Annotated in this window: 28 protein-coding genes; 24 read left to right on the top strand and 4 right to left on the bottom strand. The window is 64.6% G+C overall.

Going from position 1 to position 26,011, the window contains the following annotated elements; genetic code table 11:
• Positions 1-15: 15 nt before the first annotated feature.
• Positions 16-279: a hypothetical protein gene (locus tag DL240_RS02275; RefSeq protein ID WP_111728233.1), complete on the bottom strand. Its 264-nt coding sequence runs from the start codon at positions 277-279 to the stop codon at positions 16-18.
• A 155-nt stretch (positions 280-434) separates the two neighbouring features.
• Between DL240_RS02275 and DL240_RS02270 the strand changes: the two genes are divergently transcribed.
• Positions 435-1,448 carry a hypothetical protein gene (locus tag DL240_RS02270; RefSeq protein ID WP_111728232.1) on the top strand — a complete coding sequence of 338 codons (1,014 nt, stop codon included), beginning with the start codon at positions 435-437 and terminating at the stop codon, positions 1,446-1,448.
• Positions 1,448-2,866 carry an aspartate aminotransferase family protein gene (locus tag DL240_RS02265; RefSeq protein ID WP_111728231.1) on the top strand — a complete coding sequence of 473 codons (1,419 nt, stop codon included), beginning with the start codon at positions 1,448-1,450 and terminating at the stop codon, positions 2,864-2,866. The genes DL240_RS02270 and DL240_RS02265 overlap by 1 nt, the downstream gene beginning before the upstream one ends.
• Positions 2,867-2,888: 22 nt before the next feature.
• On the opposite strand, the gene DL240_RS02260 is transcribed toward DL240_RS02265, so the two are convergent.
• Entirely contained in the window at positions 2,889-3,509 is a 621-nt protein-coding gene (locus DL240_RS02260; RefSeq protein ID WP_111728230.1) for a hypothetical protein, read from the bottom strand.
• Between the two features lie 175 nt (positions 3,510-3,684).
• Between DL240_RS02260 and DL240_RS02255 the strand changes: the two genes are divergently transcribed.
• Positions 3,685-4,698: a 3-oxoacyl-ACP synthase III family protein gene (locus tag DL240_RS02255; protein WP_158542296.1), complete on the top strand. Its 1,014-nt coding sequence runs from the start codon at positions 3,685-3,687 to the stop codon at positions 4,696-4,698.
• Between the two features lie 425 nt (positions 4,699-5,123).
• On the opposite strand, the gene DL240_RS02250 is transcribed toward DL240_RS02255, so the two are convergent.
• Both DL240_RS02250 and DL240_RS02245 read right to left on the bottom strand, forming a co-directional pair.
• Positions 5,124-6,506 carry a hypothetical protein gene (locus DL240_RS02250; RefSeq protein WP_111728228.1) on the bottom strand — a complete coding sequence of 461 codons (1,383 nt, stop codon included), beginning with the start codon at positions 6,504-6,506 and terminating at the stop codon, positions 5,124-5,126.
• Between the two features lie 3 nt (positions 6,507-6,509).
• On the bottom strand, positions 6,510-10,535 hold the full coding sequence (locus DL240_RS02245; protein ID WP_111728227.1) for a PKD domain-containing protein: 4,026 nt from the start codon (positions 10,533-10,535) through the stop codon (positions 6,510-6,512).
• A 290-nt stretch (positions 10,536-10,825) separates the two neighbouring features.
• Between DL240_RS02245 and DL240_RS02240 the strand changes: the two genes are divergently transcribed.
• The 21 genes from DL240_RS02240 (at position 10,826) to rplX (ending at position 25,918) form a co-directional block, all read left to right on the top strand.
• On the top strand, positions 10,826-12,571 hold the full coding sequence (locus tag DL240_RS02240; protein ID WP_158542295.1) for an asparagine synthase-related protein: 1,746 nt from the start codon (positions 10,826-10,828) through the stop codon (positions 12,569-12,571).
• Positions 12,572-12,691: 120 nt separating this feature from the next.
• Positions 12,692-12,883 carry a hypothetical protein gene (locus tag DL240_RS02235; RefSeq protein ID WP_111728225.1) on the top strand — a complete coding sequence of 64 codons (192 nt, stop codon included), beginning with the start codon at positions 12,692-12,694 and terminating at the stop codon, positions 12,881-12,883.
• A 50-nt stretch (positions 12,884-12,933) separates the two neighbouring features.
• Positions 12,934-14,658: an ABC transporter ATP-binding protein gene (locus tag DL240_RS02230; protein ID WP_111728224.1), complete on the top strand. Its 1,725-nt coding sequence runs from the start codon at positions 12,934-12,936 to the stop codon at positions 14,656-14,658.
• A complete protein-coding gene (locus DL240_RS02225; protein ID WP_111728223.1) occupies positions 14,655-14,939 on the top strand; it encodes a PqqD family protein in 285 nt (94 codons plus the stop codon). Before DL240_RS02230 ends, DL240_RS02225 begins: the two co-directional genes overlap by 4 nt.
• Before the next feature lie 4 nt (positions 14,940-14,943).
• Positions 14,944-15,909: a phosphoenolpyruvate carboxykinase (ATP) gene (locus DL240_RS02220; RefSeq protein WP_146618052.1), complete on the top strand. Its 966-nt coding sequence runs from the start codon at positions 14,944-14,946 to the stop codon at positions 15,907-15,909.
• Between the two features lie 8 nt (positions 15,910-15,917).
• Positions 15,918-16,400, top strand: coding sequence for a lasso peptide biosynthesis B2 protein (locus DL240_RS02215; protein ID WP_158542294.1), 483 nt, complete (start codon positions 15,918-15,920; stop codon positions 16,398-16,400).
• 191 nt (positions 16,401-16,591) lie between these two features.
• Positions 16,592-16,963, top strand: a complete 372-nt coding sequence (rpsL, locus tag DL240_RS02210; protein ID WP_111728220.1) for a 30S ribosomal protein S12 — start codon at positions 16,592-16,594, stop codon at positions 16,961-16,963.
• A gap of 94 nt (positions 16,964-17,057) precedes the next feature.
• The gene (gene rpsG / locus DL240_RS02205; protein ID WP_111728219.1) at positions 17,058-17,531 is read left to right on the top strand and encodes a 30S ribosomal protein S7; all 474 of its coding nucleotides are present in this window, start codon (positions 17,058-17,060) and stop codon (positions 17,529-17,531) included.
• Between the two features lie 243 nt (positions 17,532-17,774).
• Entirely contained in the window at positions 17,775-19,916 is a 2,142-nt protein-coding gene (fusA, locus tag DL240_RS02200; RefSeq protein ID WP_111728709.1) for an elongation factor G, read from the top strand.
• Between the two features lie 288 nt (positions 19,917-20,204).
• Entirely contained in the window at positions 20,205-20,513 is a 309-nt protein-coding gene (gene rpsJ, locus DL240_RS02195; RefSeq protein ID WP_111728218.1) for a 30S ribosomal protein S10, read from the top strand.
• 155 nt (positions 20,514-20,668) lie between these two features.
• Positions 20,669-21,322: a 50S ribosomal protein L4 gene (gene rplD, locus DL240_RS02190; RefSeq protein ID WP_347342241.1), complete on the top strand. Its 654-nt coding sequence runs from the start codon at positions 20,669-20,671 to the stop codon at positions 21,320-21,322.
• The gene (gene rplW / locus DL240_RS02185) at positions 21,319-21,630 is read left to right on the top strand and encodes a 50S ribosomal protein L23 (protein ID WP_111728216.1); all 312 of its coding nucleotides are present in this window, start codon (positions 21,319-21,321) and stop codon (positions 21,628-21,630) included. The genes rplD and rplW overlap by 4 nt, the downstream gene beginning before the upstream one ends.
• A gap of 63 nt (positions 21,631-21,693) precedes the next feature.
• Complete coding sequence (rplB, locus tag DL240_RS02180) at positions 21,694-22,527, top strand: 50S ribosomal protein L2 (RefSeq protein WP_111728215.1); 834 nt, start codon at positions 21,694-21,696, stop codon at positions 22,525-22,527.
• 66 nt (positions 22,528-22,593) lie between these two features.
• A complete protein-coding gene (rpsS, locus tag DL240_RS02175) occupies positions 22,594-22,875 on the top strand; it encodes a 30S ribosomal protein S19 (protein WP_111728214.1) in 282 nt (93 codons plus the stop codon).
• Between the two features lie 138 nt (positions 22,876-23,013).
• A complete protein-coding gene (gene rplV / locus DL240_RS02170; RefSeq protein ID WP_111728213.1) occupies positions 23,014-23,382 on the top strand; it encodes a 50S ribosomal protein L22 in 369 nt (122 codons plus the stop codon).
• 38 nt (positions 23,383-23,420) lie between these two features.
• Positions 23,421-24,050, top strand: coding sequence for a 30S ribosomal protein S3 (gene rpsC, locus DL240_RS02165; RefSeq protein WP_111728212.1), 630 nt, complete (start codon positions 23,421-23,423; stop codon positions 24,048-24,050).
• Positions 24,051-24,110: 60 nt separating this feature from the next.
• Complete coding sequence (gene rplP / locus DL240_RS02160) at positions 24,111-24,527, top strand: 50S ribosomal protein L16 (protein ID WP_111728211.1); 417 nt, start codon at positions 24,111-24,113, stop codon at positions 24,525-24,527.
• Positions 24,524-24,712: a 50S ribosomal protein L29 gene (rpmC, locus tag DL240_RS02155; protein ID WP_111728210.1), complete on the top strand. Its 189-nt coding sequence runs from the start codon at positions 24,524-24,526 to the stop codon at positions 24,710-24,712. Before rplP ends, rpmC begins: the two co-directional genes overlap by 4 nt.
• A 37-nt stretch (positions 24,713-24,749) precedes the next feature.
• Positions 24,750-25,031 (top strand): 30S ribosomal protein S17, encoded by a 282-nt coding sequence (rpsQ, locus tag DL240_RS02150; RefSeq protein ID WP_111728209.1) that lies wholly within the window; start codon positions 24,750-24,752, stop codon positions 25,029-25,031.
• Between the two features lie 96 nt (positions 25,032-25,127).
• Complete coding sequence (gene rplN, locus DL240_RS02145) at positions 25,128-25,496, top strand: 50S ribosomal protein L14 (RefSeq protein WP_111728208.1); 369 nt, start codon at positions 25,128-25,130, stop codon at positions 25,494-25,496.
• A 44-nt stretch (positions 25,497-25,540) separates the two neighbouring features.
• Positions 25,541-25,918 carry a 50S ribosomal protein L24 gene (gene rplX, locus DL240_RS02140; RefSeq protein WP_158542293.1) on the top strand — a complete coding sequence of 126 codons (378 nt, stop codon included), beginning with the start codon at positions 25,541-25,543 and terminating at the stop codon, positions 25,916-25,918.
• Positions 25,919-26,011 lie beyond the last annotated feature (93 nt).

The following is a 26,011-nucleotide window of genomic DNA, read 5'->3' as shown; positions in this document are numbered from 1 at the left end:
ATCCGCTAAAGCGCCTTAGCGCCGGGCCATGCTCTTGACGTAGAGCCCCGGCTCCATCCCGCGCGACCAGCGCACCAGCACCTGCACTGCTCCCTGGTAGGGCGAGTCCTGGTCGAGGTTCAGGTGGGTCCAGACGTCTTCCACCTCGCAGATCTTCGTCTCGCCAGACCACTTCACCAGAATGTGCTCGCCCCTGGAGGGCACGCGCAACGTGTGATTGGAGCGGGCGCGCTCCACGGCGATCTCGGCGTTTTTATCCATGATGACGATCTGGTACATCCTGACTTCTCCTGGCGAGTCTCTGGAGGGCGTTGCCTCCCGGGGTAATCGTCGCCAGTATAGGCCAGCTTGCGCCGGGCCCAAAGTGCGGCGCTCCCAATGGATGGAATCCTCTCTGATACCTGGCGGCCGCCTCCCACCTCAGGATGCCGATGATGACCACAGGCTACCGGCGCTGCGCGCTCTCCCTGATGCTATGTGCCTCCCTCCTCTTCGGGGCGGGTGTGGCCACCGCCGACGAGGGCCCGCGCCTCAAAACCTTCCCGCAGGACATGGGATTTGGCGAGCAGCCCCTGCCCGATGACGCGCGCTTCAACCCGCTGAATCAGAGCGTGGGGCGCGTCGACGCGCGCGCTCAGACCAACGCCCTGGCCGGTCGCACCATCCTCTGGCCCACCGCCGCGCTGGTGCCCCGGGGCCAGTGGGCCTACCGCACCGTGGCCCTGGTCGAGCACCGCCTCTACTACAGCCCCACCGACGCCACCGAGTTGCGGATCAGCTCCACCTGGCCTGGCCTGGATCAGTACTACGTGGGCGCCGGGGCGCGCTTCCGCGTCTTGGATTCGCCACGCGCCTCGCTGACCTGGGGCCCCTCGCTGCGCCACCGCCGCAGTGGTTACGATCCGGGCACCCACGACCTGAGCCTGGGGCTGGAGGTGGTGGCCGACCTCCCCCTCAATGACCACAGCGTGGTCTCGCTGGGGGGCGCACTCAACGTCGTCGCCGCGCTGGGATATCTGGAGCTCGACGAATCCGCCTGCCAGACCCGCTACGACTACGGCCGGGGCGATTGCCTGGTGGCCGGCCAGTCCCGCACCTGGGAGGTGCCCGCCGGCGGGCACTGGGGCGCGCTCTTTGCCGGGCTGAGCGTCTACCCGGTCGACTGGATGGTGTTCAACATCGAGGCCTTCACCGGCGCGGGCACCGGCTCCTTCATGGAACTCGACGACTTCTTCATCCGCAACCCCCTCTATCAAGACGAACTCGCCGCCTTCCGCCAGGGCGAACTCCGCGCCGGCCTCGACGTGTTGGGGCCGATGAATCTGGGCATGGGCACCACCTTTTTGAAAGGCGGCTTCGCCGCCCAGACCTCGCTCATCCTTACCCGCTTTATGGGGCAGACCCGTCTGGTCCCCTTTCTTATGCTCGCCTATCAGGGAGGCGCGTAATGCTGACAGGTACTTCTCTTCCCGCGATCAAAACCGAGGTTCCCGGACCTCGTTCGGTGGCGTTGGTCGATGAGCTGGCCCGCTCGGAATGCCCGGCGATCACCGCGCGCCGGGCTCGGCGCGCCGCCGAGACCGGGGTGGGGCAGGACCCCATCGTCTGGAAACGCGCGAAGGGGGCCAACGTCGAAGACGTCGATGGCAACGTCTACGTCGATTTCACCGGTGCCTTTGCCGTGGCCGGCATCGGGCATACCCACCCCCGGGTGGTCGAGGCTGCGCAGCGTCAGTCCCAGGAGCTGATCCACGCCATGGGCGACGTCTACCCCAGCGAGGCCAAGATCCGCTTCACCCGCAAGCTGGCCGAGGTGGCCCCGGCCGAACTCACGCACGCGATCCTCGGGCTCTCCGGAGCCAGCGCCATTGAGGCCGCGCTCAAAACCGCCGCGGTGCACACCGGCCGCCCGGGCGTGTTGGCCTTCTGGGGCGGCTACCACGGGTTGAGCTACGGGGCGCTCAGCGTCACGGCCTACCGCGATAACTTCCGCCGCCCCTTCATGGCCCAGCTCAACCCCTGGGTCACCCATGTGCCTTACCCCGACACCTACCGCCCGCCCTTCGGGCTGGCGCCTGGCACCTCGCCAGAGCAGGTGAGCCAGACGACCCTGGCGCACCTGCGGGCTCTGCTCAGCGGTCCGGCCACCGGCGCCGAGACCATCGGGGCCATCCTCATTGAGCCCCTGCAGGGGCGCGGCGGCGAAATCGAGCCGCCGCCGGGCTTTCTGGCCGGGCTGCGCGCGCTCTGCGATGAATTCGGCCTCCTGCTCATATTCGATGAGATCTACACCGGCTTCGGGCGTACCGGGACGATGTTTGCCTGTGAGCATGAGGGCGTGATCCCCGACATCCTCTGCGTGGGCAAGGCGCTGGGAGGGGGCTTCCCGCTCTCGGCGGCGATCGGCCGCCAGGAGGTCATGGACTCCTGGGGCAACTCCGCCGGCGAATCGGTGCATACCTCGACCTTTCTGGGCAACCCCCTGGGCTGCGCGATGGCTGAGGCGGTGCTCGATGTGCTGGTCGAAGAGGACTGGCCGGCGCGCGTGGCGCGCCGGGGCGTCGAGATTCGCGGGCGTCTGCAGGAGCTGGCCCGGCGCTGGCCCGAGCGCATCGGGCTGGTCCGGGGGCGCGGGCTGATGCTGGGGCTGGAGCTGATCACCGACGCCGAGACCCGCGCGCCTGACGGCGCGCTGGGGCTGGCGCTGGTCGGCATCTGCCGCGATCAGGGCTACCTCCTCCTCCCCTCCGGGCAGCACGGCCATGTCCTGGCGCTCTCGCCGCCCTTTGGCGTCACCGATGAGCAGTGGGAGGGGCTCTTCGAGGTGCTCACCCGGGCCTTCGAAGAGTGCTGCGGGGCGCCCTGAAGGCCGTAGGGGGCCGGGGCGCTTAGCTGCCGGCCTTTTGTGCGCGGGCTCGGACGAGCAGGGGGGACATCATCAGCGTGGGGAGCGTCTCGTCGGTCTGCGCGAGCAACTCCGGGGTGGCCCGCGGCGTGTCGCGCAGCTGCGAGGCGTCGACCTTGGACTCCAGCACCAGACGCCGCTCCGCATCCTGCGCATCGCGGAGCACCAGCCACACCGGCCAGGGTAGCGTGGTGCGGGTGGGAGTCTTAAGCGGCAGCTCCGTGGTCAGGATCTCGGCCACTGGCGAGCGCAGGCGTAGGCGCTCCTGGCCCTGCTCACTCCAGACCAGCTCGTCGTCCTTCCAGGTGATGCGGCGAGCCACGCTGACCACCCGCATCGACTGGGCCTTAAAGAAATTGCGCATCACTACAAAGAGCACCGTCCAGGTCGCGATCACGCTAAACGAGAGCGTGAGCGCGGCCATCGGTTCGTTGGCCACGCCCCGATAGGCGCGGGTCACGGCGATGAGCACCACCAGCGCCCCGCAGGTCAGGCCGGCGATCACCGGGCGGCGGCCGGCAAAGGCCAGCGTGCGCCCGATCACGCCTTCGCGGGGGCGTTCCACGGCCACGTGGTAGACCAGATCGATGGGCTCTTCACTCATGCACGACTCCAGCGTGGAGGGGCGGTGCTCAGCCGGCGGTGGCAGCGACCGGCGATGGCAGTTAGGGTCGGGGGCGCTCCGTCGCTTGGAAAGGGTGGCGCGCGGAGCCCGTCCGGCTAAACTCGCATTGCACAGGACTCCGGGGCAAGCCCCCGCTTTTGAGGATCGACGTACCATGAGCTCCCTTGTCTCAGGCGCGCGCATCAGTGGCACCGGCCGCGCGCTCCCCGCTCGTCAGGTCACCAACGCCGAACTCGCCAGTCAGCTGGGCTCCTCCCATGAGTGGATGGTCACGCGCACCGGCATTCACACCCGCTATTTTATTGGCCCTGGCGAGTCCAACACCTCGCTGGCGCTGGAGGCCTCCCGGGCGGCGCTGGCCGATGCGGGGGTGGCGCCCACGGAGCTCGACGCCATCGTCTTTGCCACGCTCTCCCCGGACATGGTCTTTCCCGGCAACGGGGTACTCCTGCAGGAGGCGCTCGGGGTGGCCCCCATCCCGGCGATCGACGTGCGCAACCAGTGTTCGGGCTTTCTCTACGCGCTCTCGGTGGCTCAGGCCTGGGTGCTCAGCGGGATGTACCGCCGGGTGCTGGTGGTGGGCAGCGAGGTGCACTCCACCGGGCTCGATATGAGCCCGCGGGGGCGAAACGTCTCCCTGCTCTTTGGCGACGGGGCCGGGGCCGTGGTGGTCGAGGCCCGCACCGAGGAGTCCCGGGGCCGGGGCGCGCTGGAGCCGGTGGAACTCGGCGCCGACGGCCGCGGCGCGCGCCTGCTCTACTGCGACCGCCCCGGGGCGGCGGCCCACCCCAGCATCACCGTCGAAGATCTGGAGGCCGGTCGTCATTTTGCGCAGATGGACGGCCGACCGGTCTTTCGCCGGGCGGTGGAGCTTTTGAGCGAGAAGGTCAGCGCCATCATCGCCTCCCATCAGCTCGATCCGGCGCAGGTGGTGCTGGTGGCCCATCAGTCCAACCGGCGGATCAACGAGCTGGTCGCGCAGCGCGCCGCCATCCCCGAGGCCCGCGTGATGCACACCATTGAGCAGTGGGGCAACACCACCGCCGGGAGCATCCCGATGGCCCTCGATCTGGCGCGTCGCCAGGGGACGGTGAAGCCCGGCGACCCGGTGATCATGGCCGCCTTTGGCAGCGGACTGACCTGGGGCACGGCCCTGATGTGGGGATGAGCCCGCTACTCGCCCCTGGCCACGCGCGCGGGGGCACGAAGTGACCGGACTGAAGGGCTGAGAAGGGGGGGCGCGGAGGCGTAAGTGGGGGCTCTGCGCGTGCAGAACGCGCGGTCGACGGCGTAAGTGGGGGCTCTGCGTGTGCAGAACGCGTGGTCGACGGCTGAAGTGGGGGCTCTGCGTGTGCAGAACGCGTGGTCGACGGCTGAAGTGGGGGCTCTGCGTGTGCAGAACGCGTGGTCGACGGCTGAAGTGGGGGCTCTGCGCGTGCAGAACGCGTGGTCGGAGGCGTAAGTGGGGGCTCTGCGTGTGCAGAACGCGTGGTCGACGGCGTAAGTGGGGGCTCTGCGTGTGCAGAACGCGTGGTCGACGGCGTAAGTGGGGGATCTGGATAACCCAGATCCCCCACTCGGGGAGCTTTTGACTCAGGGATTCAGCGTGGTGACGCCCGAGTAGTAGACCAGCTCCAGATAGGGGCCCAGCGGGGGCGGGTCGAGTTGGGACTGCATCCCATCACAGGCCGTGTCGACCACCGCACGGTGCAGCCCGCGCACCAGCTCCAGACGCCGCGGACTGGCGTTGGCCGGAGCGACGGTCTCTCCCGGGATCAGGATCAGGGGGCCGGTGCTCGTGGTGATCTCCAGAGAGAGGGGGGCGCTGACATGCAGGCAGCTCTCGCTCTCCCTCAGGGCCGGGCACCCTTCGCTGAGCCGGGGCTCGATCTCCAGGCCCAGGTGCGAGGGCACCTGGCGGCCGCGCACCAGATCGATGGTCTCGACCTCCAGCGGGTTGCCCTCCAGATCCTCCCGGCGAATGTCCACCGAGAGGTTCTCGTAGTTCACCATGTTTGGGGTTCCCGAGCTCCCCAGCTCAAAAAAGAACTGCAGGATCACCGGGTTTAAGTCACTCGCCGGCGTCAGGCGGCTGATCAGGCGGTTGCTTCCGCAGACCGACCAGGTCTGCTCCTGCGCCTGGTCGTTGCTCAGGCTCACCTGTGCACAGGTGGTGTCGGCGTCGTGCGCGACCTCCACCACCTGCCAGGCGCCGGCGGTGGGGGGAGTCGACCAGCTCAGTTCCTGGCGAGTGATCCCCGTGGAACAGCTCCCCTGATCGCTCTCCGAGCCCGAGGGCATCTCGGTGATCGAGGTGCTCTGGCCCCAGGGGCGAACCGTGGGCTCGGTGCCCTCGACCTCCCAGGAGTATTCGGCGCCGGCGGGCAGGGTCAGCGCCTGGCGCTGCTCTTCTTCCGAGCAGGTGCTGAGTTCGCCATTGCAGGGCCGATCGCGCCAGGGGCGCATCTGGTCGGGGGACGTCTGGCTGTAGTCCGCACTGAGCACCACTGTGTGCGGGCCGGTGGGGACATCGGCCGGGGCGTCCACGTCGGGGAAGAAGCTCTTGAAGGGGAGCCCCGGCGACCAGCTGATCACCACGTCCTCGATGCGCGCGTCGTCGACGCGCGCCACGTTGAGATTGCAGCCCCGGTTCGGGTTGAGCTGGCTCCCGTAGGTGTAGAGCCTCAGCTCCTGGCCGGAGTAGAGGCGATCGGTGCCGGGGGGGGTGAGGTGCTCCTCACGCAAAAAGCGCTGCGGAGCCTCGCGCACAAACGCGCAGTCGACGGCCAGCTCGGAGCTCACGCGCTGCAGCTGGAGCTGCACGACCTCGTGGGTGCGGTTGTACACGGTGACCTGGGCTTGCTCCTGACCGGTGAGCGCCTGATTCGCGCGCGGCTCAGGGCCGCAGCCCGGCGCGCTGAGCGCGCCGGCTGCAAGCATCAGACCCGGGATGTACCAGGGATGCGACCTGAGCATCGTTTAGCTCCTGGCGTCGCGACGACGCCACCACATCAGCCCCAGGAGGCCGGCAAAGAGGAAGAAGCCCGGGTCTCCCTGCTGAGAGGTGGAGCTGCACGCGCAGCCCGAACCGCTCAGCGTGCCGCGCATCGCGTTGGGGCCGGCGTCGTCCCCGCCGGCGTCGTCCCAGTCGCCACCGTCCGGCATGGTTCCGGTGTCGCCGGCGTCGGGACCGGGCTCCACCGGTCCGTCCAGCGGCTCGACCACCACCTCGTGCACCGCGCGGGGGCTGTTGGCCATGCCATCGCTGACGATCAGCCCGAAGCGGTAGGTCGTCGTCTCAGTGAGCGTCTCGGGGAAGGTCACGTTGACCGCGCTCTCCCGATCGGTCTGCGAGATGGTCGGGAAGGGCTGACCATCGACCAGGCTCCACTGATAGCGGACCAGTGTGTCGCCATCGGGATCTTCGGAGGCATCGCCGCTGAGCTCGATTGACTCGCCAGCAAACGCCTCGGAGGGCCCTTCGATGATCGCCACCGGCGGGCGGTTCTCGTCGTTGGTCACCGTGACCACCGTCTCATCGGGGAGGCTGTCCAGGTCGCCGTCGCTCACCACCAGCTCAAAGCGCAGGGTGAGCTCCTCACCGGGCTCCAGCACCGGCGCCACGAAGATCGGGGCGGCCGAGGTGGCGTCGTCCAGGGTGACGGTGTCGCCCTCGATCTGGGTCCAGGTGAAGGTCAGCGGATCGTTGTCGGGATCGGCGCTGGCGGTCCCGTCCAGGGTGACCTCGGCGCCGGAGCCCACCACCTGCTCGGTGCCGGCGTCGGCCTGGGGCGCGCGGTTCTCGGTGGAGCACTCGCCAGCCTCGGTGCAGTAGGCCTCGCCAGCGCACTGCTCGTCATCGTCGCAGGTGGTCAGGCAGGCGCCTTCGGCACAGGCAAAGGGCGCGCAGTCGACGATGGTCGGCATGGTGCACTCGGCGTTCTCGCAGGTGCTGGCCAGGACCGCCTCCGACTCCGACGCGCAGTACGCGGCCTGGCAGATCGCGCCATCGGCCGGCGCCGGATCGTAGACGCAACCTTCCACCGGGTCGCAGCTGCCGACGGTGCAGGGGTTGCCGTCGTCACAGGTCTCGGGCGCCGACTCCTGGCAGACGCCGTCGGTGCAGACGCCGGTGGTGCACACGTTGCCGGTGTCACAGCTGCTTCCATCGGCCAGGGGCTCGCTCTCACAGGCTCCCGTTTGCGGGTTGCATACGCCCGTCGCGCAGGCGCTGCCTTCGGCGCTGCAGTCGGGGGCGTCGCCCGGCATACAGCTGCCCGCCTGGCAGATGTCGCCGGTGGTGCAGAGATCGCCGTCGTCGCAGGCGGTGCCGGTTTCGGGCTGCGTGGGCACGCAGGCGCGCGCGGCGTTGGAGCAGACCACACCGCCGTAGCACTGCACCGCGTCGCATTCCCGCGGGGTGCCGGCTTCACACTGGCCCACCGCGTTGCAGGTGTCGTTGATCGTGCAGAAGAGATCGTTGTCGCAGGCGGTGCCGGCGGCCTTCGGGCTCCAGTCGGTGGTCGACTGGGCGGGGTCGCATACAAAGCAATCCGCCGAGGGGTTGGTGGCGCCGGCCGGGTAGCAGCTCTCCTGAATCAGGCAGCCCTGGGTCACCGGATGGGTGCAGGCGCCGTCCTCGCAGACGTTGCTGGTGCAGCTCAGGCCGTCGTCTTCACAGGTGGTTCCGTCCATCGGCGCGCTTTCGTTGACGCAGCCGTTGGTCGGATCGCAGCTGTCCTGGGTGCAGGGGTTGCCGTCGTTGCAGTCGACCTGCGAGCCGGTGCACTGACCGGCCTGGCAGGTGGCGATGGTGCAGGAGTCGGACTCATCGCCACAGACCATCCCGTCGGGGGCCGACGACCAGTCCGCGGTGGACTGGTTGGGGTCGCAGACCTCACAGGTATTATTCGGGTTGAAATCACCGGCGGAGTAATAGGTCCCGCCGATGAAGCAGTTGGCGCGGCCCGGGTACAAGAAGAGCTGTCCACCGTTGGTGATCAGGCCGTCGTAGGAGCGGGCGCCCACCAATAGCTCGTCGCTGCCATCGCCGGTCAGGTCGGGGATCGCGCGCACCGAGATGCCGAATTCGGAGCCGGCCTGCCCCGAGAGGAGCGTCCAGTCGGGCGTATTCTGCAGTCCGGAGGACGAGCCCAGGTAGACCAGCACGCCGCCCTCGGCGATCCCGGCTTCGTTTCTCAGGTTGTAGGCGCCCACGGCCAGGTCGCGGTGGCCATCGTTATTGAAGTCACCGTTGGCGGCGATGCGCTGACCAAAACGTGCGCCGGCGTGCGGAGCGTTGACCGTCCAGACCTGCTGGTAGGCGCTGCTGGCGGTGTCCCACTCATAGATCGAGACCGAGCCGAAGCCGCCTCCGCCTCCGCCGGCACCGACGACCAGGGCGTCGATGCGACGTCCGTTGATCCGGGTGCCGGTGGGGCTGGGCATGGTATCGAGGCTGACCCCGAAGCTGCTGCCGCTATTCGGGCCGTCGAGGCGAGCGGGGGGCAGGGCGATGGCGTTGCCGGCGTCGTGGTCAAAGATGAACACCGCGCCGGTGAAACCCGAGGGATAGGGCGTACCCACCGCGAAGCTGTCGCAGGTTGAGGAGGAGCCACGGGTATCGGGAAGGGTCTGAACGGTCCACCCCAGCGCGAGTCCCTGAGTGTTTTCCTGGTAGCTAAAGCCCGGTGCCGACTCGTAGGTGCCGCTGGTGGCATCGTGGTGATAGATCTGAATCTCGCCGGCCACGAAGTACGTGATCCCGCCATCGGTAGCGGCCTGGCTGGGAGCGCCCACCAGCAAATCATCCTGACCGTTGCAGTCGTAGTCGCCCACGCTCAGCGAACGACCCAGGCCGGCCAAAGTCGGCGACTCTCGGGACCAGACCAGCGGTGAGGGGTTGAGCGCGCCGGAGGCGCACTCAAAGGGGCGGTACATCAGCACGCGTCCGAAGCCGCCGTTGTAACCCGGCGAGCCGACCACGAGTTCGTCGCAGCCGTCCTCGTTAGCATCGCCGCTGATCGAGAGTCCGATGCTGAGCTGCTCGTTGGGCTCGTCTCCGACGACCACAAACCCGGCGGTGTTTCCAAAGCCGTTGGCGTTGCCCAGGTAGACCAGCGCACGCCCCTGCAGGTTGTGACTCACCGAATAGTCGTGTTGGCTGACGGCAATGTCGGCCACGCCGTCGCCGTTGACATCACCGGGGTGGCTGATGCTGTCGGCAAACTTGGAGCCGGGCTGGGTGGAGGAGCCCTCCCAGAGCGGCTGGCTCGCCAGGGGGTCGATCGTCAGCGGATACGCCGCTTTGCTATCGTCGACCTCAAACCAGAACCCGTCGGCATCGGTATGCAGGCTCACCGGAACCGGGCGCTTGTTGGCGTCGTAAGCGACCACGCCCGACCAGTGGAAGACCACCTGGTCGCGGTGCCAGACTTCGAGCTGCTCTTTGGCGTTGATGGCCGTTTTGATCGGCCCGCGATGGGCGAAATCTACGCGCAGGGGCCCCTGACCCTCCGGACGCTCCGCAAGCGTGGTGAAGAGCTTGAGCCCGGTGGAGCGGTGCTCCAGGGTCACCCGCAGGCCGCCGGCATAATCGAGGTGCGCCCGGGAGGCCTCTTGAAGGTGAGCCTCCACCGGGCCGGGTTTTTCCATGGCGTTGACGCGACCGGCCCGGGCCAACTCAAAGGAGTAGCTCCAGTCCTGCTCCAGGGACTTACCACTTGCCAGGAGCGCAGGGGTTGGCGAGATCGTCACGGCGCCGTCGGCGCCGATGTCCACGTTGCCCAGCGCCAGGACCGTGGCCTCCAGGCGGTCGGCGTGGCGGTCAAAGCCCTGAGGCCAGGCCGCGGCGAGCTCGGCCGGGCTGGCCGCTGTCTTAAAGATGCTCGACGTCGTGTCGACCGGGGGCTTAAGCTCCGGCTTGCTCACGCTGAGCGAGGCCGGCGCCGATGCGGTGACATCGTCATCACCTCCGCTGCACGCGCTCAGAGTAAGCGCGACCATGATACAGGCGAATCCACGCCATCGCCCCATCGGGGCGTCAGCCGTGATACGAGAGTTCCCATACTGTGTCATTGCGATCGTCCATGGTTTGAACGCCCAACGGAGGCTGCGGGATGCGCAGGAAGGGCTAAAGGCGTTCATTTAGCATCAAAACGCCAGGGCCGGGGCAGCCGGAACAAGCAAGCCCTGGGGCCTGGCGGTCGGAACAGTAATGCGACTTTAAATGCGGTGCAAATCCGTGGTTTTACCCGTTGAGCAGGCAGCAGATGATGTGCAGCTCAGATCGTTGCATGACATTGAAACCCCTTGAAGGGGAGCCACAGGGGTGGGTGGGCGCGGGAGGGGATCTGGTGCTTCGATCCGCGACTGACACCCTGTCGCTGGCACAATGCGGCGGGGCTTTCTACCAGATTGCGGTGGTGGCTGAGAAGCCCCCCGGCGGATGGTTCTGCATCTTCGGCCCACCGACCACGGTGGAAGCGCTTCTCGATCCGCAGCTCGCCCGCGCGCGACGTCTGGAGCGCCTGCACGAATTGCTGGCCCGGGTGCAGCGCGGGCGAGGGCTGGAGCGTCTGGGAGAGCTCGGGGCGGCCGTTGCCCTGCGCTGGGATGCGCACCGCGGCGAGCTGAGCGTGCGTCGGGATATGTTCGGTCGGGTGCCGCTGGTGGTGGCGGTCGAGAGGGGGGCGTCGGGTGGGAGGGGCGCCGGGCCCGCGGTGAGCACGCGCCCGGCGCTTTTGCACCCCTGGCGCGAGCCCTCCCGGGTGCTTTGGAGCTGGGAGACCTTTGCCTCGGCCAACGACGCGCCTCTGCGCGAGGACTTCTGGCCCGGGGTCGAGCGGATCTTCCCCGGTGAGGAGCGGCGCTGGCGAGCGGGAAGTTGGCGGAGTGTCGCCCGGCCCTGGCGCGACGGCGCAGTTGAGCGCGCGAAGCGCGCGCCGCAGTCGCCGGATTCCGAGCGATTTGCCCAGCTCCTGGCGCGGTCTTGTCGGGCTGTGGAGCGGGAGCCCGGTCTTGTTTACACGCTCAGCGGCGGGCTGGATTCCAGCACGCTGGTCGCGCTTGCCCGGGACGGTCGGAGCTCGGCGGTGCGCAGCGCCTCGATGGTATCTGCCCGACATCCGGGATTTGATGAGCGTGGCGGTATCGAGGCGATGGTTCAGCGGTGGCGCACCCGGCATCGCTACGTGGACATTGGCGATCCCGACCTCTGGACGCCGCAGAGCGCCAACCCTGATGTGGAGGACTGGGGGCCCGTGTTGATCTGGGAGGCGCCCTACATGCGCCATTTCTTCCGGGAGATCCGTGGTCAGGCGTCGGAGCATGCGCGTACGCTAGTGTTTGGATTTGGTGCCGATCAGCTCCTTTTTAGCGCCTGGCCGCACTACCTGGAATTGGCCGCGGGCCGGGCCAGCGTCGCCGAATTGCGCAGGATGCTCGGCGGTGCGTTCGCGCGACGTGATCTGCGCGAGAGCGTTCGGATACTGGGCTCGCGCGTCGGGCTTTTGCCCCTGTGGCGCGCCTGCTGCCGCCCGGCCGAGGACCCCCGTCATCAGGTGATTGAAGGCTGGAAGTGGGAGGCGTCGATGCGGGCCTTTGAGCGTTATCGCCGCAGTACCGGAGTGCGCCTGGCCTTCCCCTTTTTAGAGCGGGAACTCTGGAAGGAGATGCTCGCCAGAACGCCGCTGGAACTACGCTGGGGCGCGGGACCCAAAGCAAACCTGCGTCAGATTCTCCATCATCGCGCCCCGGACTGTGTGACCTTCGCACCCAAGTCCGGGCTCTTTGATGAGGTTGTCGCTCAGGGAATGCTGCGCCTCTTCGGCCCCGGTGGCGTAGGCACGTTAGCCGAGGCGCCGGCAGCCATCTCACCGGTGTCCGCAGAACACCTTCGTCGTACGCGAGCCTGGCTCCGCGCTGGCGCTCCGGCTGACCGCCCTTATGAAGCCGCGATCGCACGCTACGCGACCTCGTTTGAAGCCTGGCTGGCCAACGTCCGGGCGCTGGACGACGATTTGACATCACCCGGCACTTAAGACACTATCGGCCCCGGAATCTCGCCCCAATTCTTCGGAATCGGGGCATGGATAAAGCTCTACTGGCGTGCGTTCAAGACGTCAGGGGGGCGTCGTGAGAGCACTTTGATGACCACTTGTATGACACAGAAAAGTAGCGACGCCAGCGCTACAACCCCGAAGGTGCACGAAGGTCCGTCGGAGGTGGAGTCCTCCCCGGACTACCAGCCGCCGCGCCTCGAAAACCTGGGACAGCTGCGTGCGCTGATTCGTGGGTTCAGCGGTCCGGGAAATGACGGCGCCGGCGAAGGTACCGGGTTTGGCGACCCCTGAGTTCGTCACTCCTTGAGTTCACCTCGTCACATCGCTTACCGGAGGGAGCATTGCCCTCAGCACTGCTCCGTTATTTTCAACCGCGACGCCTTGTCCTGGCAGCCGCGGCCCTGGTGGTGGCCCAGCTGATTGGCCTGGCCACTCCTTACCTTATCAAGCTCGCCATCGATGAGGGGATCGCCGGACGCGATGCCGATCTGCTCTGGGTCATCGGACTCGGGGGGCTGGTTCTCTACGTCCTGGGGGCCCTCACTCGCTACGCCGGCCAGTGGCTGGCAACCCGCGCAGCCGAAGACTGCTGGCAGCGCGCGCGAGACGACGTCTTTGGCCACGTGCAGAGCCTCTCGCTGAGTTACCTGGCCCGCCAGCGTACCGGAGATCTGGTCAACCGGATCTATGGCGATACCTATCAGATCAAACAGCTGGCGATCTCGGCCCTGCCGGCGCTCATCTCGCTGCTGGTGGGCGTAGGAGGCACCGGGATCATCATCTGGTGGCTCGACCCTCGGCTGGCCTTTCTGGCCGCGCTCCCGCTTCCCCTGGGGTGGTTGCTGCTGGCGACCTTCCGCAATCGCGTGCGCCCGATGAGTCGCCTGCGTTTGGAGCGCCTCTCGGCGCTGCACAGCGCACTTCATGAGGGGCTGGGGGGCATCGCTGATATCCAGGCGCTGGGCGCCGGCAAGGTCTTCGCTACCCGCGTTCGGCACGCCGGCACCGCGCTCAAGGATGCCGAACTCGAACTCGCCCACCACCGCGCCCGTTTGGGGCCCGCGGTCGATCTGGCGCTTTCGCTGGTGCTGCTCGCCACGCTGGTCATCGGCGGGCAGTTCGTCATCAACGACACGCTCAGCGTGGGCACGTTGGTGGTCTTTTACTTCTATATCAGCCGTTGTCTGGGACCACTTCGTGGTGTGCCGGGTATTCTCTACAGCTGGCATGGGGCCCGTGCGGCCGCCGAGCGGGTGGACGCGCTACTCGCGGTCGATGAGCGAGTCCATCCCCCCGAAAAAGCTCGCTTGCCAGCGCCCGGCGCGATCGGCGTCGAGGTCGAAGACCTGGCCTTTGGCTACGGAACGCCCCCGGCGAGTGGGGATGAGGCTCCGGGCCAGGCCCCGCAGGTGCTCGAAGCGTTGAGCCTGAGCGTGGCGCCCGGTGAGGCCGCGGCAATTCTCGGGCCTTCCGGGGCGGGAAAGAGCACCACTGGTAGGCTTCTCCTTAACCTGTTTGAGCCGCGGAGCGGGCGCGTGTCCCTCCAGGGGATCGACGCCAGACAGTGGCCGTCAAAGGAGCTGCGGCGGCGTGTGGGGTACGTCGGGCAAGAGATCTTTTTGTTTGATGGCAGCCTGCACGACAATCTGTTGATAGGGTTGAGCGCCGCGGAGCGTGACGTTGCCGGGGCGCATCTCGGCGATGTTTTAGAGGTCTCCGGGCTCGCTGAGATGGTCGCCTCTCATCCCGAGGGACTGGAACTCAGCGTGGGAGAACGCGGCGCGCAGCTCTCCGGCGGGCAGAAAAAGCGGGTGGCGCTGGCCCGCGCGCTCTTGCGCCATCCCGACCTGGTGATCATTGATCAAATGGCCACCGATCTTGAGGAATCGCTCAATGCGCGCATCTTCCAAGCGCTTCGCGCTCGCGGCCTTACGTTGATTTATCTGGGCCACCGCGTACCGGCCGGCCTTAACCCCGAGCACGTCTTCTGGATGGAAGGGGGACGGCTTTCCCCCGGGCACCCCGACCCCGCGTCCTCGTATGCTTCTGGAGCCACACGTCCATGACCCTGACCGATACCCAGCGTTTTATTGCGCGCGCCGATCTTGTAGTGGAGGCGATCGATGATCAGATCGTAATCCTCGATCTGGAGGGCGATCGCTGCTTCGGCCTCAACGCTCAGGGCGTGTTGCTCTGGCAACACCTGCGCGACAATCATGCCAGCCTGGTCGAACTCAGCGACGCTTTGCAGCAGGCCTACGCGATCGATGCCGAGCGCGCCCGCGCCGATGCCAGTGCTTTTGTCATCGCGCTCCGCGACGCTGGTCTCATCGACGAGCAGAGCTAACATCATGCCCGGGATGCATAGTTACCGAATCTTCGATCAGCTCGTGGGTTGCGATCAGGCCTTGCGTTTTGCTCCGGCCCAAGTGACCTCCCACCACGCTCCTGGCGACATCCTGAACATCGTCCGGGCTCCGGTCGCAGAAGGAGAGGGCGAGTGCATCCACGACGTCGAAGATCACCCCGGTGGAGAACGCCTGATCGTTCATCGGCGCGCGCCCGGGCAGGGCACCATCACTTACGCGGGCTGGCGCTTTTCGTTTGATCTTTTGGTCGCGCACATCCGCTATCAACCCGCAGCGCGTGGCAGTTGGAGCCTGGATACCCTGCTGGAGCGGGTGGTGCTGCCAATTGCGTTGCTCACCACCACACGCCCGCTGATTGCGTTGCACGGCAGCGCGGTGCACTTCCCCCAGGAGCAGGCCATCGCCATCATTGGAGACTCCGGTGCGGGCAAAAGCACCACCGCGCTGGCCCTGTGGCGACAAGGAGCCAGTCTTCTGGCCGATGATCTGGTGCTGATCGATGTGGAGCGTCAGGTCATCCTGGCCGGCGCACCCGCCCTCCGACTGGCCCTGGCCGACGATGCCATCCCCGAGGCAAGTGCCTCTTTCCCCACACCGACTCCGGATCATAAACGCATCTTCAGCCTCCCGGCGGCGTCTTCCACGGGGCGTGCGATCAGGCTCCACCAGATCGTGGCCCTGAGTAGCGAGGCGATCGCCGACTCTGACTATCGCCTCTATACCCCACGGGGTGCGCAGGTCGCGGCCCTCGGCCTGGCTCAGTGTTTTGGCTTCTCCCGGCCCGAGCACTCCGAGGATCGCGCGCGCTTTCGCCGGGCGATGCGCTTACTGCGCAAGACTCCGATGACCGAGATCGCGTTTCGGCGCTCGTCCCACACACTCTGCCAGATCGCCGCAATTGAGCACTTGCTTGCTAAGCCGGACTCCGAGGGCAAGGGGCAACCATGACCCGGAGAATGACTGCCTGGCTTCACGTGGAAGCGGTGGCCACCGTAGGGATCGCTTACCTGGGCATCGAAGCTCTGGGCTGGGATCGCGCGCGGAGGATCGCCGATCGCCTGGCAAAAGACACCGGCTCAACGAGAGCGCCCGATAGGGACCTGGGAGAGTACGATCTGGCGATCGCCCGCAAGATCGAGCGCGCCACGCTGCGCGCCTCCCGCCTGATCCCCAACGCGCGCTGCGCGCCCCGTGCACTCGCCGCCCGCCACATGCTCGCCAGACGCGGGCTCTACGCTCGCCTCCAGGTGGGGCTTCGCCTTCAACCACGCCTCGAAGGGCATGCCTGGCTGGAACTCGGATCGCCGACCGATCCTGAGCTCCTCTTCGTCAGAGCAGACCACACCTACCAGCCCATCGAGGCGCTCAGCGGCGCTGCTGGCCCCGCCACCGCGCGAAGTGTTGATCCACACTTGACATCGAAAGGCGCCTTTCTATAATCCGCCGTCCGAAGCCCTTCGGCCCGGCCTTCGCTGTGCCCTGGCACACGGTCTGGGGAGGCTTCTGTTAATGAAATTCGCCGCTCCAAGTTGCCCGTCACCCTCCGATAGGGTAAGCAGCCCTTCCGACGGTGATGTCTCCGAATATGGTGCACCGCGCCAGTGAAACGGCGCGCCAAACAGGTACATGTATGCCCACGATTAACCAACTGGTTCGCAAAGGTCGCAAAAAGATTGTCGCCAAGACGACGGCGCCGGCTCTTAAGAGCTGCCCGCAGAAGCGTGGTGTCTGCACCCGCGTCTACACCACGACCCCCAAGAAGCCGAACTCCGCGCTTCGTAAGGTCGCTCGTGTGCGTCTGACCAACGGGATGGAAGTCACCAGCTACATCCCCGGTGAAGGCCACAACCTTCAGGAGCACAGCGTCGTGCTCATCCGCGGCGGCCGTGTCAAAGACCTCCCCGGTGTGCGCTACCACATCGTCCGCGGTACCCTTGACGCCGTTGGCGTTCAGGCCCGCCGCCAGGGTCGCAGCAAGTACGGCACCAAGAAGCCGCGCTAAAGTTAGCCCCCGGATGTTTCGCGAGTTCTGCCCGGTGGCGCGTATTAAGCGACCTGTGTCGGGCCTTCGCACCAACGAATTGAGAGCCTAAGTCATGCCAAGAAGAAGAGTGGTTCAGAAGCGCCCGATCCTCCCGGATCCCAAGTTCAACGACAAGCTGATCACCCAGTTTGTCAACGTCATGATGCGCGACGGTAAGAAGTCCACCGCCGAGCAGATCATGTACGATACCCTCGATGTGATCGAGTCCAAGACCGGCGGCGAAGATCCCCTGCGCGTGTTCAAGCGCAGCATCGACAACCTGCGTCCGATGGTCGAAGTCCGCTCGCGCCGCGTCGGTGGTTCCACCTACCAGGTGCCCGTGGAAGTGCGCCCGGAACGGCGTACCGCCCTGGCCATCCGCTGGCTGATTCAGGCCGCGCGTGCCCGCAACGAAAAGACGATGGTCGATAAGCTCACCAATGAGATTCTCGACGCGTCCAACAACCGCGGCACCGCCGTGCGCAACAAAGAAAACGTGCACCGTATGGCTGAGGCCAACCGCGCGTTCGCGCACTACCGCTGGTAAGATAAGCGCCGGGCACCCCCGACGCGCATAGGTTTCATCAGGCGCATCGGACGGTGCCCCCCGAAGACCCGGTGAGGTCCCTATCGCTCCCTTGAGTCGATATGGCCTGACCGGGTTTTCTCGTTTCATCGCCTTCGCTTGCTCTCGGGCAAGGCGTGGCAAGATCCAATCCCCAAAGTGAGACGGGCCCTTGCGTCTGTCTTCACCGTTTCTAACTGCGACCTCTCAACAGGCAGGGTGACCGTGGCACGAAGTCTACCTCTCGAAAAGACCCGCAATATCGGAATCATGGCGCATATCGACGCCGGTAAGACCACGACCACCGAGCGCATCCTCTTTTACACCGGGAAGTCGCATAAGATCGGTGAAGTTCATGATGGCGCGGCCGAGATGGACTGGATGGAGCAGGAGCGTGAGCGCGGGATCACCATCACCAGCGCCGCCACCACCTGTTACTGGTCCATCAGCGACGTCAAGCACCGCATTAACATCATCGACACCCCCGGCCACGTCGACTTCACCATGGAAGTTGAGCGATCGCTGCGCGTGCTCGACGGTGCGATCGCCGTGTTCTGCGGCGTTGGTGGTGTCGAGCCTCAGTCTGAAACGGTCTGGCGTCAGGCGGACCGCTACAAGGTGCCGCGCATTGCCTTTGTCAATAAGCTCGACCGCGTGGGGGCGGATCTGGATCGGGTTGTTCAGATGATGGAGGATCGCCTCAACGCGCGTCCGGTTCGTCTGCAGATCCCGATAGGAATCGAAGATGGGTTCCGCGGCGTGGTCGATCTGATCACAATGAGTGCCATTGTCTGGCATGACGAATCCCGCGGTGCCGACTTCGATATCCTGGAGGTTCCCGAAGAGCTCAAAGACGAGGCGCTGCTCGCACGCGAAGAGCTGCTTGAGATCTGTGCCGAGCTGGATGAAGAGCTCATGGAGAAGTACCTCGAAGGCGACACGATCGCAGAAGACGAGATTCGTCAAGCGCTTCGGAAGGGGACCCTCGCGTTGGCGATTGTCCCGGTATTCTGCGGTTCCGCCTACAAGAACAAGGGTGTACAGCCGCTCCTCGACGCGGTGATCCGATACCTCCCGGCACCGGCGGATATCCCGGCGATCGAGGGCGTGACGCCTGACGCGTACAAACGTCTAACCGAAGGGCAGGGCGAGCCTGGTGAGGAAGATAAGATTCGTCGTGAGGCGACGGATAAGGAGCCCTTTAGCGCGCTGGCTTTCAAGATCATGACGGACCCCTACGTCGGCCACCTGACCTACTTCCGTGTTTACTCCGGAGTGCTCTCCTCGGGGAGTTCCACGTACAACGCCACGAAGGGGAAACGGGAACGCATCGGGCGCATCCTGCTGATGCACGCCAACCGTCGCGAAGAGATCGATGAAGTCCGCGCCGGCGATATCGCGGCCGTGGTCGGCATGCGCAACACCACCACCGGCGATACCCTCAGTGATGAGCATCACCCGGTGGTGCTTGAAGCCATCGACTTCCCGGAGCCGGTGATCGAGATCGCCATTGAACCGGCAACAGTCGCTGACCAGAGCAAACTTGCGGAGAGCCTCCAAAAGCTCGCCGTCGAAGATCCCAGCTTCCAGGTCAAAGTCGACGAGGAAACCGGCCAGACGATCATCGCCGGCCAAGGGGAGCTCCACCTCGAAATCATTGTCGACCGCCTGCTGCGGGAGTTCAAAGTTGGCGCCAATGTTGGCAAACCCCAGGTTGCCTATCGCGAGACCGTTGGAATGCCCTTTGAGCATCGTGAGCGTCTGGAACGTCAGACCGGAGGCAAGGGCATGTTTGCCGAAGTCGCCATTAAGGTCTCTCCCAACGAGCGTGGTCAGGGGATCACCTTCTCCGAATCGATCAAGGGAGGCGCGATCCCGGCCGAGTTCTTCGGGGCGATTGAGCGTGGAGTGCGTGAAGCCACCGAAGCAGGCGCGATCGCTGGCTATCCGGTGGTCGACCTCCACGTCGAACTTGTGGACGGCGCATTTCATGAAGTCGACTCCAGTGAAATGGCCTTTAAGATCTGTGCGCTGATGGCCGTGAAAACCGCGATTCGCGATGCCGATCCTCGGCTTCTCGAACCCATGATGAGTGTTGAAATCGTTACTCCCGAAGAGTTTATGGGGGATGTGATTGGAGACATTAACTCCCGACGCGGATCGGTCGGCGGCATGGAGCCTCGTACCGGATCACAGGTGATCAGCGCCGATGTGCCGCTGGCCGCCATGTTCGGCTATTCCACCGACCTGCGCAGTCGCACGCAGGGACGAGCAAGCTATTCTATGCACTTCTCGCACTATGAGATCGTGCCAAAAGCGATCAGTGAGGCGTTGATCAACCGCATGATGGGAATCTACCCGGACTGATCCTTTGATGGACCGCAAGGGCAGGGGACAAAAGCGATTTCTACCTTGATCTCGCAAAACCCCTACTGTATGGTCCGCACTCCCTGAGCCTGGGCGCCGGGGAGTTTACCGCATACGACGGCCCTGAACGCCGCCAACGACGCGGTGTTACGGGATTTTTGGTTCCCTCCGGTTGAGTCTCCTCGACCACAGGCAGGACCTGGCTTTGAGGGAGCCTTGAATTTTGCGCTAACCGCTGGGTTTCGCAGATTCTGGCCTAAAGACAGGTCAGTTGACGAGGTTTGTGACATGGCGAATGAGAAAATTCGAATCAAGCTGAAGGCGTACGACCACAAGCTGCTCGACGCGTCGGCAGCCGACATCGTTGAGACGGCCAAGCGCACCGGTGCGCGGGTTGCGGGACCGATTCCCCTTCCCACTCGCATCAACCGCTGGACGGTTCTTCGTAGCCCCTTCATCGACAAAAAGTCTCGCGAGCAGTTCGAGATGCGCACCCACAAGCGTATCCTCGACATCCTCGATCCCACGCAGCAGACGCTTGACGCTCTGATGCGCCTGGATCTTGCCGCGGGCGTAGACGTCGAAATCAAGACCTGATCGCGCTTCGCCTGCCTCACCCGGCAAGCGTATCTGCGGTCAACACCATGGCCGGGTTCCTTACTTCGTAAGACGCATCTGCGCGTCGCACGAGTGGGGGCCCATCAATCCACTCTTTCGCCCGTCCGAGCTCAAGTCAGGGCGGCGCAGGAGAAATCATGAAAATTGAAGTCGTCGATTTGAAGAACAAGGCGACCGGCGAAATCGAACTCGCGGATAGCGTGTTCGGGGTTCCGGTTCGCGAGCATTTGTTCTGGGAAGTGGTCAACTGGCAGCGCGCCAAGCGTCGTGCCGGCACCCACCAGACCAAGACCCGCGGCAAAGTCCGCGGTGGCGGTAAGAAGCCCTGGCGCCAGAAAGGCACCGGCCGTGCCCGCCAGGGTACCACCCGCGCGCCCCACTGGGTTGGCGGCGGTACCGTGTTCGGTCCCCACCCCCGTGACTACGGCTACTCGATGCCCAAAAAGAAGCGTCGCGCGGCTCTGCGCTCGGCGCTCAGCATGAAGATGGGCAAGGGTCAGCTCAAAGTTGTTGAGAACTGGGAACTCGACCAGATCAAGACCAAGCTCGCCATCGAAACGCTCAATACCCTGGAAGCGCCCCGCGCTCTGGTTATCGACGTCACCACGCGCAACGAAGGCGATAATTCGGTTACCCACAACGAAAATCTTCGCCTGTCGGTGCGCAACCTCAAAGACGCCAAGTACCTGGCGGCTGAGGGCCTCAACGTTGAGGATATCCTGCGTTATGACTACGTGATTCTCTCGCGCAGCGCCGTCGAGCAAGTTCAGGAGGCATTGCAGTCATGACCAACCTCTACGACATCATCATTCGCCCGGCGCTCACCGAGAAGACCACCCAACTCGCCGAACACAACCAGTACGTGTTCCGCGTCGACCGCAAAGCGAATAAGTACCAAATTCGCCAGGCAGTCGAGAAGCTCTTCGGTGTCGACGTCGTCAAGGTCAACACCCTGGTGATGCCCAGCAAGCCCAAGCGTGTGGGACGAAACATCGGACGCCGCGCCGCCTTCAAAAAGGCGATCGTGACGGTGGCCGACGGTCAGACCATCGACCTGTACGCGCTCGAGGGGACGGAAGCTGTCGGCGAGGTCTGAGACCCCGACGCTTCGGTCCGATGCCAGGATATCGCAATCGCGTTTTAGAAGGCAGGTATAACGATGGCCATGAAAGAGTTTAATCCCACGTCTCCGGGACGGCGCTTCCTGCGTCTTCCGGATTCCAAAGAAGTGATCACCAAGTCCAAGCCGGAGAAGGCCCTTACCGAGAAGATTACCCGCTCGGGCGGCCGTAATGCTTCGGGCCACATGACGGTTCGCCATCGCGGCGGCGGCCACAAGCGTCGCTACCGTCAGGTGGACTTCAAGCGCACCAAAACCGGTGTGCCGGCGAAGGTCGCGGCGATCGAATACGATCCCAACCGCACCGCTTATCTCGCGCTGCTCCACTACGCTGATGGTGAGAAAGCCTACATCCTCGCTCCGCAGAAACTTGCGGTCGGTGATACGGTTGTCTCCAGCGCCCATGCCGACATCAAGCCGGGTAACTCCCTGCGTCTGCGCTACATCCCCACCGGTACGGTTATCCACAACGTGGAACTGCGCCCGGGTAAGGGTGGCCAGATGGCTCGCTCCGCGGGCACCTGGGCCCAGCTGATGGCCAAAGAAGGCAAGTACGCGCTGCTGCGTCTTCCCTCCGGTGAGATTCGCCAGGTCCTGATGACCTGTCGTGCGACCGTGGGCGCGGTGTCCAACCGCGAGCACGAAACCACCTCGCTCGGTAAGGCCGGCCGTACCCGCTGGAAGGGCTTCCGCCCCTCGGTCCGCGGTGTGGCCATGAACCCGGTCGACCACCCCCACGGTGGTGGTGAAGGTCGTACCTCCGGTGGTCGCCATCCGGTGACTCCCTGGGGCAAGAAGACCAAGGGTAAGAAGACGCGCAGCAACAAGCGCACCGACAAGTTCATCGTCAAGCGTCGCAAGTCGCGCAAGTAAATCGCTCGCCCTACGCCGGCGTTTTTACGCCGGCGGGTCGGGCGACCTGCGCCAAGGAGATTCACAGTGCCACGTTCAGTCAAAAAGGGACCCTTCGTTGACCAGGGTCTGCAGCGTAAAGTCACCAAGGCTCGTGAAACCAGCGACCGCCGCGCGATCAAGACCTGGAGTCGTCGCTCGATGATCGTGCCCGAGTTCATCGGCTTGACTTTTGCCGTCCACAACGGCAAAGAGTTTGTCCCCGTGTTCGTGACCGAGAATATGGTCGGGCATAAGCTCGGTGAGTTCGCGCCGACGCGTACCTTTTACGGGCACGCCGCCGATCGCAAAGCCAAGGGTCGTCGTTAAGCCGTCTGGCCCGCGCTGGTCTCCCAGCTCGGGCCTGATGTGTGCACACGATACCTCGTCACGAGAGCCAAGTTTTCCGCCGACCGGCCGCCCCTTTTTTCGGGGCCGGGCGGCGGCTCATCGAGTTGAGTTTTTGCCATGAGCAAATCGAAACGAAAGACGCACCGTGCGAACCAGGCGTCCGCACAGAATATTCGCATCGCGCCGCGCAAGGCTCGTATCGTCATCGACCTGGTCCGCAATCGTCCGGTCGAAGAGGCGCTGCAGATCTTGCAATTTACGCCCAAGAAGGCCGCCCCGCTGGTCGCCAACCTCATTGAGTCGGCGATTCACAATGTGATGAACAGCGAAGAGCTCGACTGGGACACCGACGATCTCTACGTCGCTCAGGCTTATGTCAATGAAGGCCCCACCCTGCGTCGCTTCATGCCGCGCGCCCAGGGCCGAGCGACCCGGATCAACAAGCGAACCAGTCAAATCACCGTGGTCCTGCAGCCCCGCGTCTAACGCGCTGCCGGTCCCATACGGTCTTTAGGAGGTCGATTTTGGGTCAGAAAGTACATCCTACGGGATTTCGGTTGGGGGTTATCCGCCCCTGGAGCTCCAAGTGGTACGAGGAGAAGAACTACGCCAAGTGGCTCCACGAAGATCTCGAAATTAAAAACTACATCAACGCCAACCTTTCCTCGACCGGCATCAGCTCGGTGGAAATCGAGCGCCTGGCCAACAAGGTCAAGGTGACGATCCACTCCGCGAAGCCCGGCATCCTCATCGGGAAGCGTGGCGCGGGTATCGAAGGTCTGAAGAACGAACTCCAGAAAAAGACCGAAGGCGAAGTCTTCGTCAACATTCAGGAAGTTCGTAAGGCCGAACTCGACTCCAAGCTCGTCGCGGAGTCCATCGCCCAGCAGCTGGAACGTCGCGTCAGCTTCCGCCGTGCGATGAAGAAGGCCGTGCAGACGACCATGAAGTTTGGTGCCAAAGGCATTCGCGTAAATGCCGCCGGCCGTCTCGGTGGTGCCGAAATGGGCCGTCGCGAATGGTACCTCGAAGGCCAGGTACCCCTTCACACCCTGCGTGCCGATATCGACTACGGCACCGCCGAAGCCAAGACCACCTTTGGTATCATCGGTATCAAAGTGTGGATCTATAAGGGCGAAGTTCTCGAACGCTGATGCGCCGCCGGGTCGGCCTTTTCCGACCCTGCGCCATAGATTGATTTAAGGAGTGACACAATGCTTAGTCCGAAGCGCGTTCGGTGGCGCAAGCCGCATAAAGGGCGCACCAAAGGCAAGGCCTACCGCGGGAGTACTGTCTCCTTTGGCGAGTATGGCATGATCGCGACCGAACCCGGTCGTCTGACCGCCCGTCAGATTGAAGCAGCTCGTATTGCCATGACCCGTCACATTCGTCGTGGTGGTAAGATCTGGATCCGCGTATTCCCTGACCGTTCCATCACTCGCAAGCCCGCCGAGACCCGCATGGGTAAAGGTAAAGGCTCGCCGGAGATGTGGGTCTCGATCGTCAAGCCCGGTCGAGTGCTCTACGAGATGGACGGTGTGCCTGAGGTCATGGCCAAAGAGGCGTTCCGCCTGGCCGGCCACAAGCTGCCGATCAAGACCAAGTTCGTCGTGCGAGGAGAGGTGCTATGAAGCCGGCAGAGCTGCGTGAAAAGAACGAACAGGAACTGCGTGAATTGGCCGGTCAGCTTCGCGATGACCTCTTCCGTATGCGTCTGAAGCACTACACCGGTCAGCTCCAGCAGACCAGCCAGCTGCGCCAGACGCGTCGCGACATCGCCCGAGTTGAGACGATCCTGCGCGAGCGTCAGGGCTGATCGCGTCGTCGACGCGTACCAAGTTTAGGAGCAAGAAATGGAAGCGGAACAGCAGGCATCCGAGCGTGGCCAGCGCAAAACGCGCGTCGGCCACGTGGTCAGCAATCAGATGGAGAAGACGGTCGTCGTTGCCGTCATTCGCCGCTACATGCACCCCAAGTACAAGAAGTACGTCAAAGAGCGTCTCAAGTACAAAGTGCATGATGAGGCCAATGACTGCGGCGTCGGTGACAAGGTCCTCATTGAAGAGACTCGTCCCATGTCGCGCCACAAGCGCTGGCGAGTTAAGCAAATCATCGAGCGCGCCCCGGCGGTCTAAGCCCCCCCTGGGAGTGTTCTTTTGAGCGCCCCGGTCGCCCGGGCCATCATCGATGGTTTCGGCGGGCGACCAGGGCCTCGACGGACGAGGTAGGTCATGATTCAAATGCAAACCCGACTCGGCGTCGCGGACAACTCCGGCGCGCGTGAGGTCCAGTGCATTAAAGTGCTGGGTGGCTCCAAGCGCCGCTACGCTTCGATTGGCGACACGATCATCGTGTCCGTCAAAGAAGCGCTGCCCAACTCCAAAGTGAAGAAGGGCGACGTCAAGCGCGCTGTCGTCGTGCGTACCCGTAAGGAAATCGCACGCCCCGACGGCACCTACATCCGCTTCGACGACAACGCGGCGGTGATCATCGATAACCAGAACCAGCCGGTGGGCACTCGTATTTTCGGGCCGGTGGCCCGTGAGCTGCGCGCCCGCGAATACATGCGCATCGTCAGCCTGGCGCCCGAAGTCCTCTAAGGGGTGGCCAGCCGGCGTCCCGGCGCGGGAAGATGGAGAGTGAGATGCAGGTAAAGAAAAATGACAAGGTGATCATTCTCACCGGTAAAGATCGCTCGCTGACCGGCGAAGTGATCGCTGTCGATCGCAAGAACGGCAAGGTGAAGGTCGCCCGTCGCAATATGATGGTGAAGCACCGCAAGCCCAACCCCATCACCGGGGAGGCCGGTGCGCGCATCGACCAGGAAAATTGGATCGACGCGTCCAATGTCGCGCTCTACAGCGAGAAGAAAGGCGGTGCGGTTCGCACCAGCGCTCGCTGGCGCGGCAAAGATGGTGAACTCTTCACCACCAAGCGCGACGCGGTCGCCAGCTTCGGTGATGCGGAGGCGAAGGTCACCAAGGTGCGTTACAGCACCAAGACCGAAGAAATCTTCGACTAAAGTAACACCCACAGCGAGCGCCCCGGGGATCCGGGGCGCTCGTTGCGCTTGACACACCCGGGCGCTTTCGTTAAGTAGGGCGCCCTCTGTACG

The organism is Lujinxingia litoralis (assembly GCF_003260125.1).
Lineage (GTDB): Bacteria > Myxococcota_A > Bradymonadia > Bradymonadales > Bradymonadaceae > Lujinxingia > Lujinxingia litoralis.
Note: the sequence above shows the minus strand (reverse complement) of the source record. Positions and strands in the feature narration are given on the sequence as shown.

What these genes read in the sequence shown, in the direction of transcription:
- DL240_RS02275 (WP_111728233.1), bottom strand. Translation starts at nt 279, where the DNA reads ATGTACCAGATCGTCATCATGGATAAAAACGCCGAGATCGCCGTGGAG.
- DL240_RS02270 (WP_111728232.1), top strand. Translation starts at nt 435, where the DNA reads ATGACCACAGGCTACCGGCGCTGCGCGCTCTCCCTGATGCTATGTGCC.
- DL240_RS02265 (WP_111728231.1), top strand. Translation starts at nt 1,448, where the DNA reads ATGCTGACAGGTACTTCTCTTCCCGCGATCAAAACCGAGGTTCCCGGA.
- DL240_RS02260 (WP_111728230.1), bottom strand. Translation starts at nt 3,509, where the DNA reads ATGAGTGAAGAGCCCATCGATCTGGTCTACCACGTGGCCGTGGAACGC.
- DL240_RS02255 (WP_158542296.1), top strand. Translation starts at nt 3,685, where the DNA reads ATGAGCTCCCTTGTCTCAGGCGCGCGCATCAGTGGCACCGGCCGCGCG.
- DL240_RS02250 (WP_111728228.1), bottom strand. Translation starts at nt 6,506, where the DNA reads ATGCTCAGGTCGCATCCCTGGTACATCCCGGGTCTGATGCTTGCAGCC.
- DL240_RS02245 (WP_111728227.1), bottom strand. Translation starts at nt 10,535, where the DNA reads ATGGTCGCGCTTACTCTGAGCGCGTGCAGCGGAGGTGATGACGATGTC.
- DL240_RS02240 (WP_158542295.1), top strand. Translation starts at nt 10,826, where the DNA reads ATGACATTGAAACCCCTTGAAGGGGAGCCACAGGGGTGGGTGGGCGCG.
- DL240_RS02235 (WP_111728225.1), top strand. Translation starts at nt 12,692, where the DNA reads ATGACACAGAAAAGTAGCGACGCCAGCGCTACAACCCCGAAGGTGCAC.
- DL240_RS02225 (WP_111728223.1), top strand. Translation starts at nt 14,655, where the DNA reads ATGACCCTGACCGATACCCAGCGTTTTATTGCGCGCGCCGATCTTGTA.
- DL240_RS02220 (WP_146618052.1), top strand. Translation starts at nt 14,944, where the DNA reads ATGCCCGGGATGCATAGTTACCGAATCTTCGATCAGCTCGTGGGTTGC.
- DL240_RS02215 (WP_158542294.1), top strand. Translation starts at nt 15,918, where the DNA reads ATGACTGCCTGGCTTCACGTGGAAGCGGTGGCCACCGTAGGGATCGCT.
- rpsL (WP_111728220.1), top strand. Translation starts at nt 16,592, where the DNA reads ATGCCCACGATTAACCAACTGGTTCGCAAAGGTCGCAAAAAGATTGTC.
- rpsG (WP_111728219.1), top strand. Translation starts at nt 17,058, where the DNA reads ATGCCAAGAAGAAGAGTGGTTCAGAAGCGCCCGATCCTCCCGGATCCC.
- rpsJ (WP_111728218.1), top strand. Translation starts at nt 20,205, where the DNA reads ATGGCGAATGAGAAAATTCGAATCAAGCTGAAGGCGTACGACCACAAG.
- rplW (WP_111728216.1), top strand. Translation starts at nt 21,319, where the DNA reads ATGACCAACCTCTACGACATCATCATTCGCCCGGCGCTCACCGAGAAG.
- rplB (WP_111728215.1), top strand. Translation starts at nt 21,694, where the DNA reads ATGGCCATGAAAGAGTTTAATCCCACGTCTCCGGGACGGCGCTTCCTG.
- rplV (WP_111728213.1), top strand. Translation starts at nt 23,014, where the DNA reads ATGAGCAAATCGAAACGAAAGACGCACCGTGCGAACCAGGCGTCCGCA.
- rplP (WP_111728211.1), top strand. Translation starts at nt 24,111, where the DNA reads ATGCTTAGTCCGAAGCGCGTTCGGTGGCGCAAGCCGCATAAAGGGCGC.
- rpmC (WP_111728210.1), top strand. Translation starts at nt 24,524, where the DNA reads ATGAAGCCGGCAGAGCTGCGTGAAAAGAACGAACAGGAACTGCGTGAA.
- rpsQ (WP_111728209.1), top strand. Translation starts at nt 24,750, where the DNA reads ATGGAAGCGGAACAGCAGGCATCCGAGCGTGGCCAGCGCAAAACGCGC.
- rplN (WP_111728208.1), top strand. Translation starts at nt 25,128, where the DNA reads ATGATTCAAATGCAAACCCGACTCGGCGTCGCGGACAACTCCGGCGCG.
- rplX (WP_158542293.1), top strand. Translation starts at nt 25,541, where the DNA reads ATGCAGGTAAAGAAAAATGACAAGGTGATCATTCTCACCGGTAAAGAT.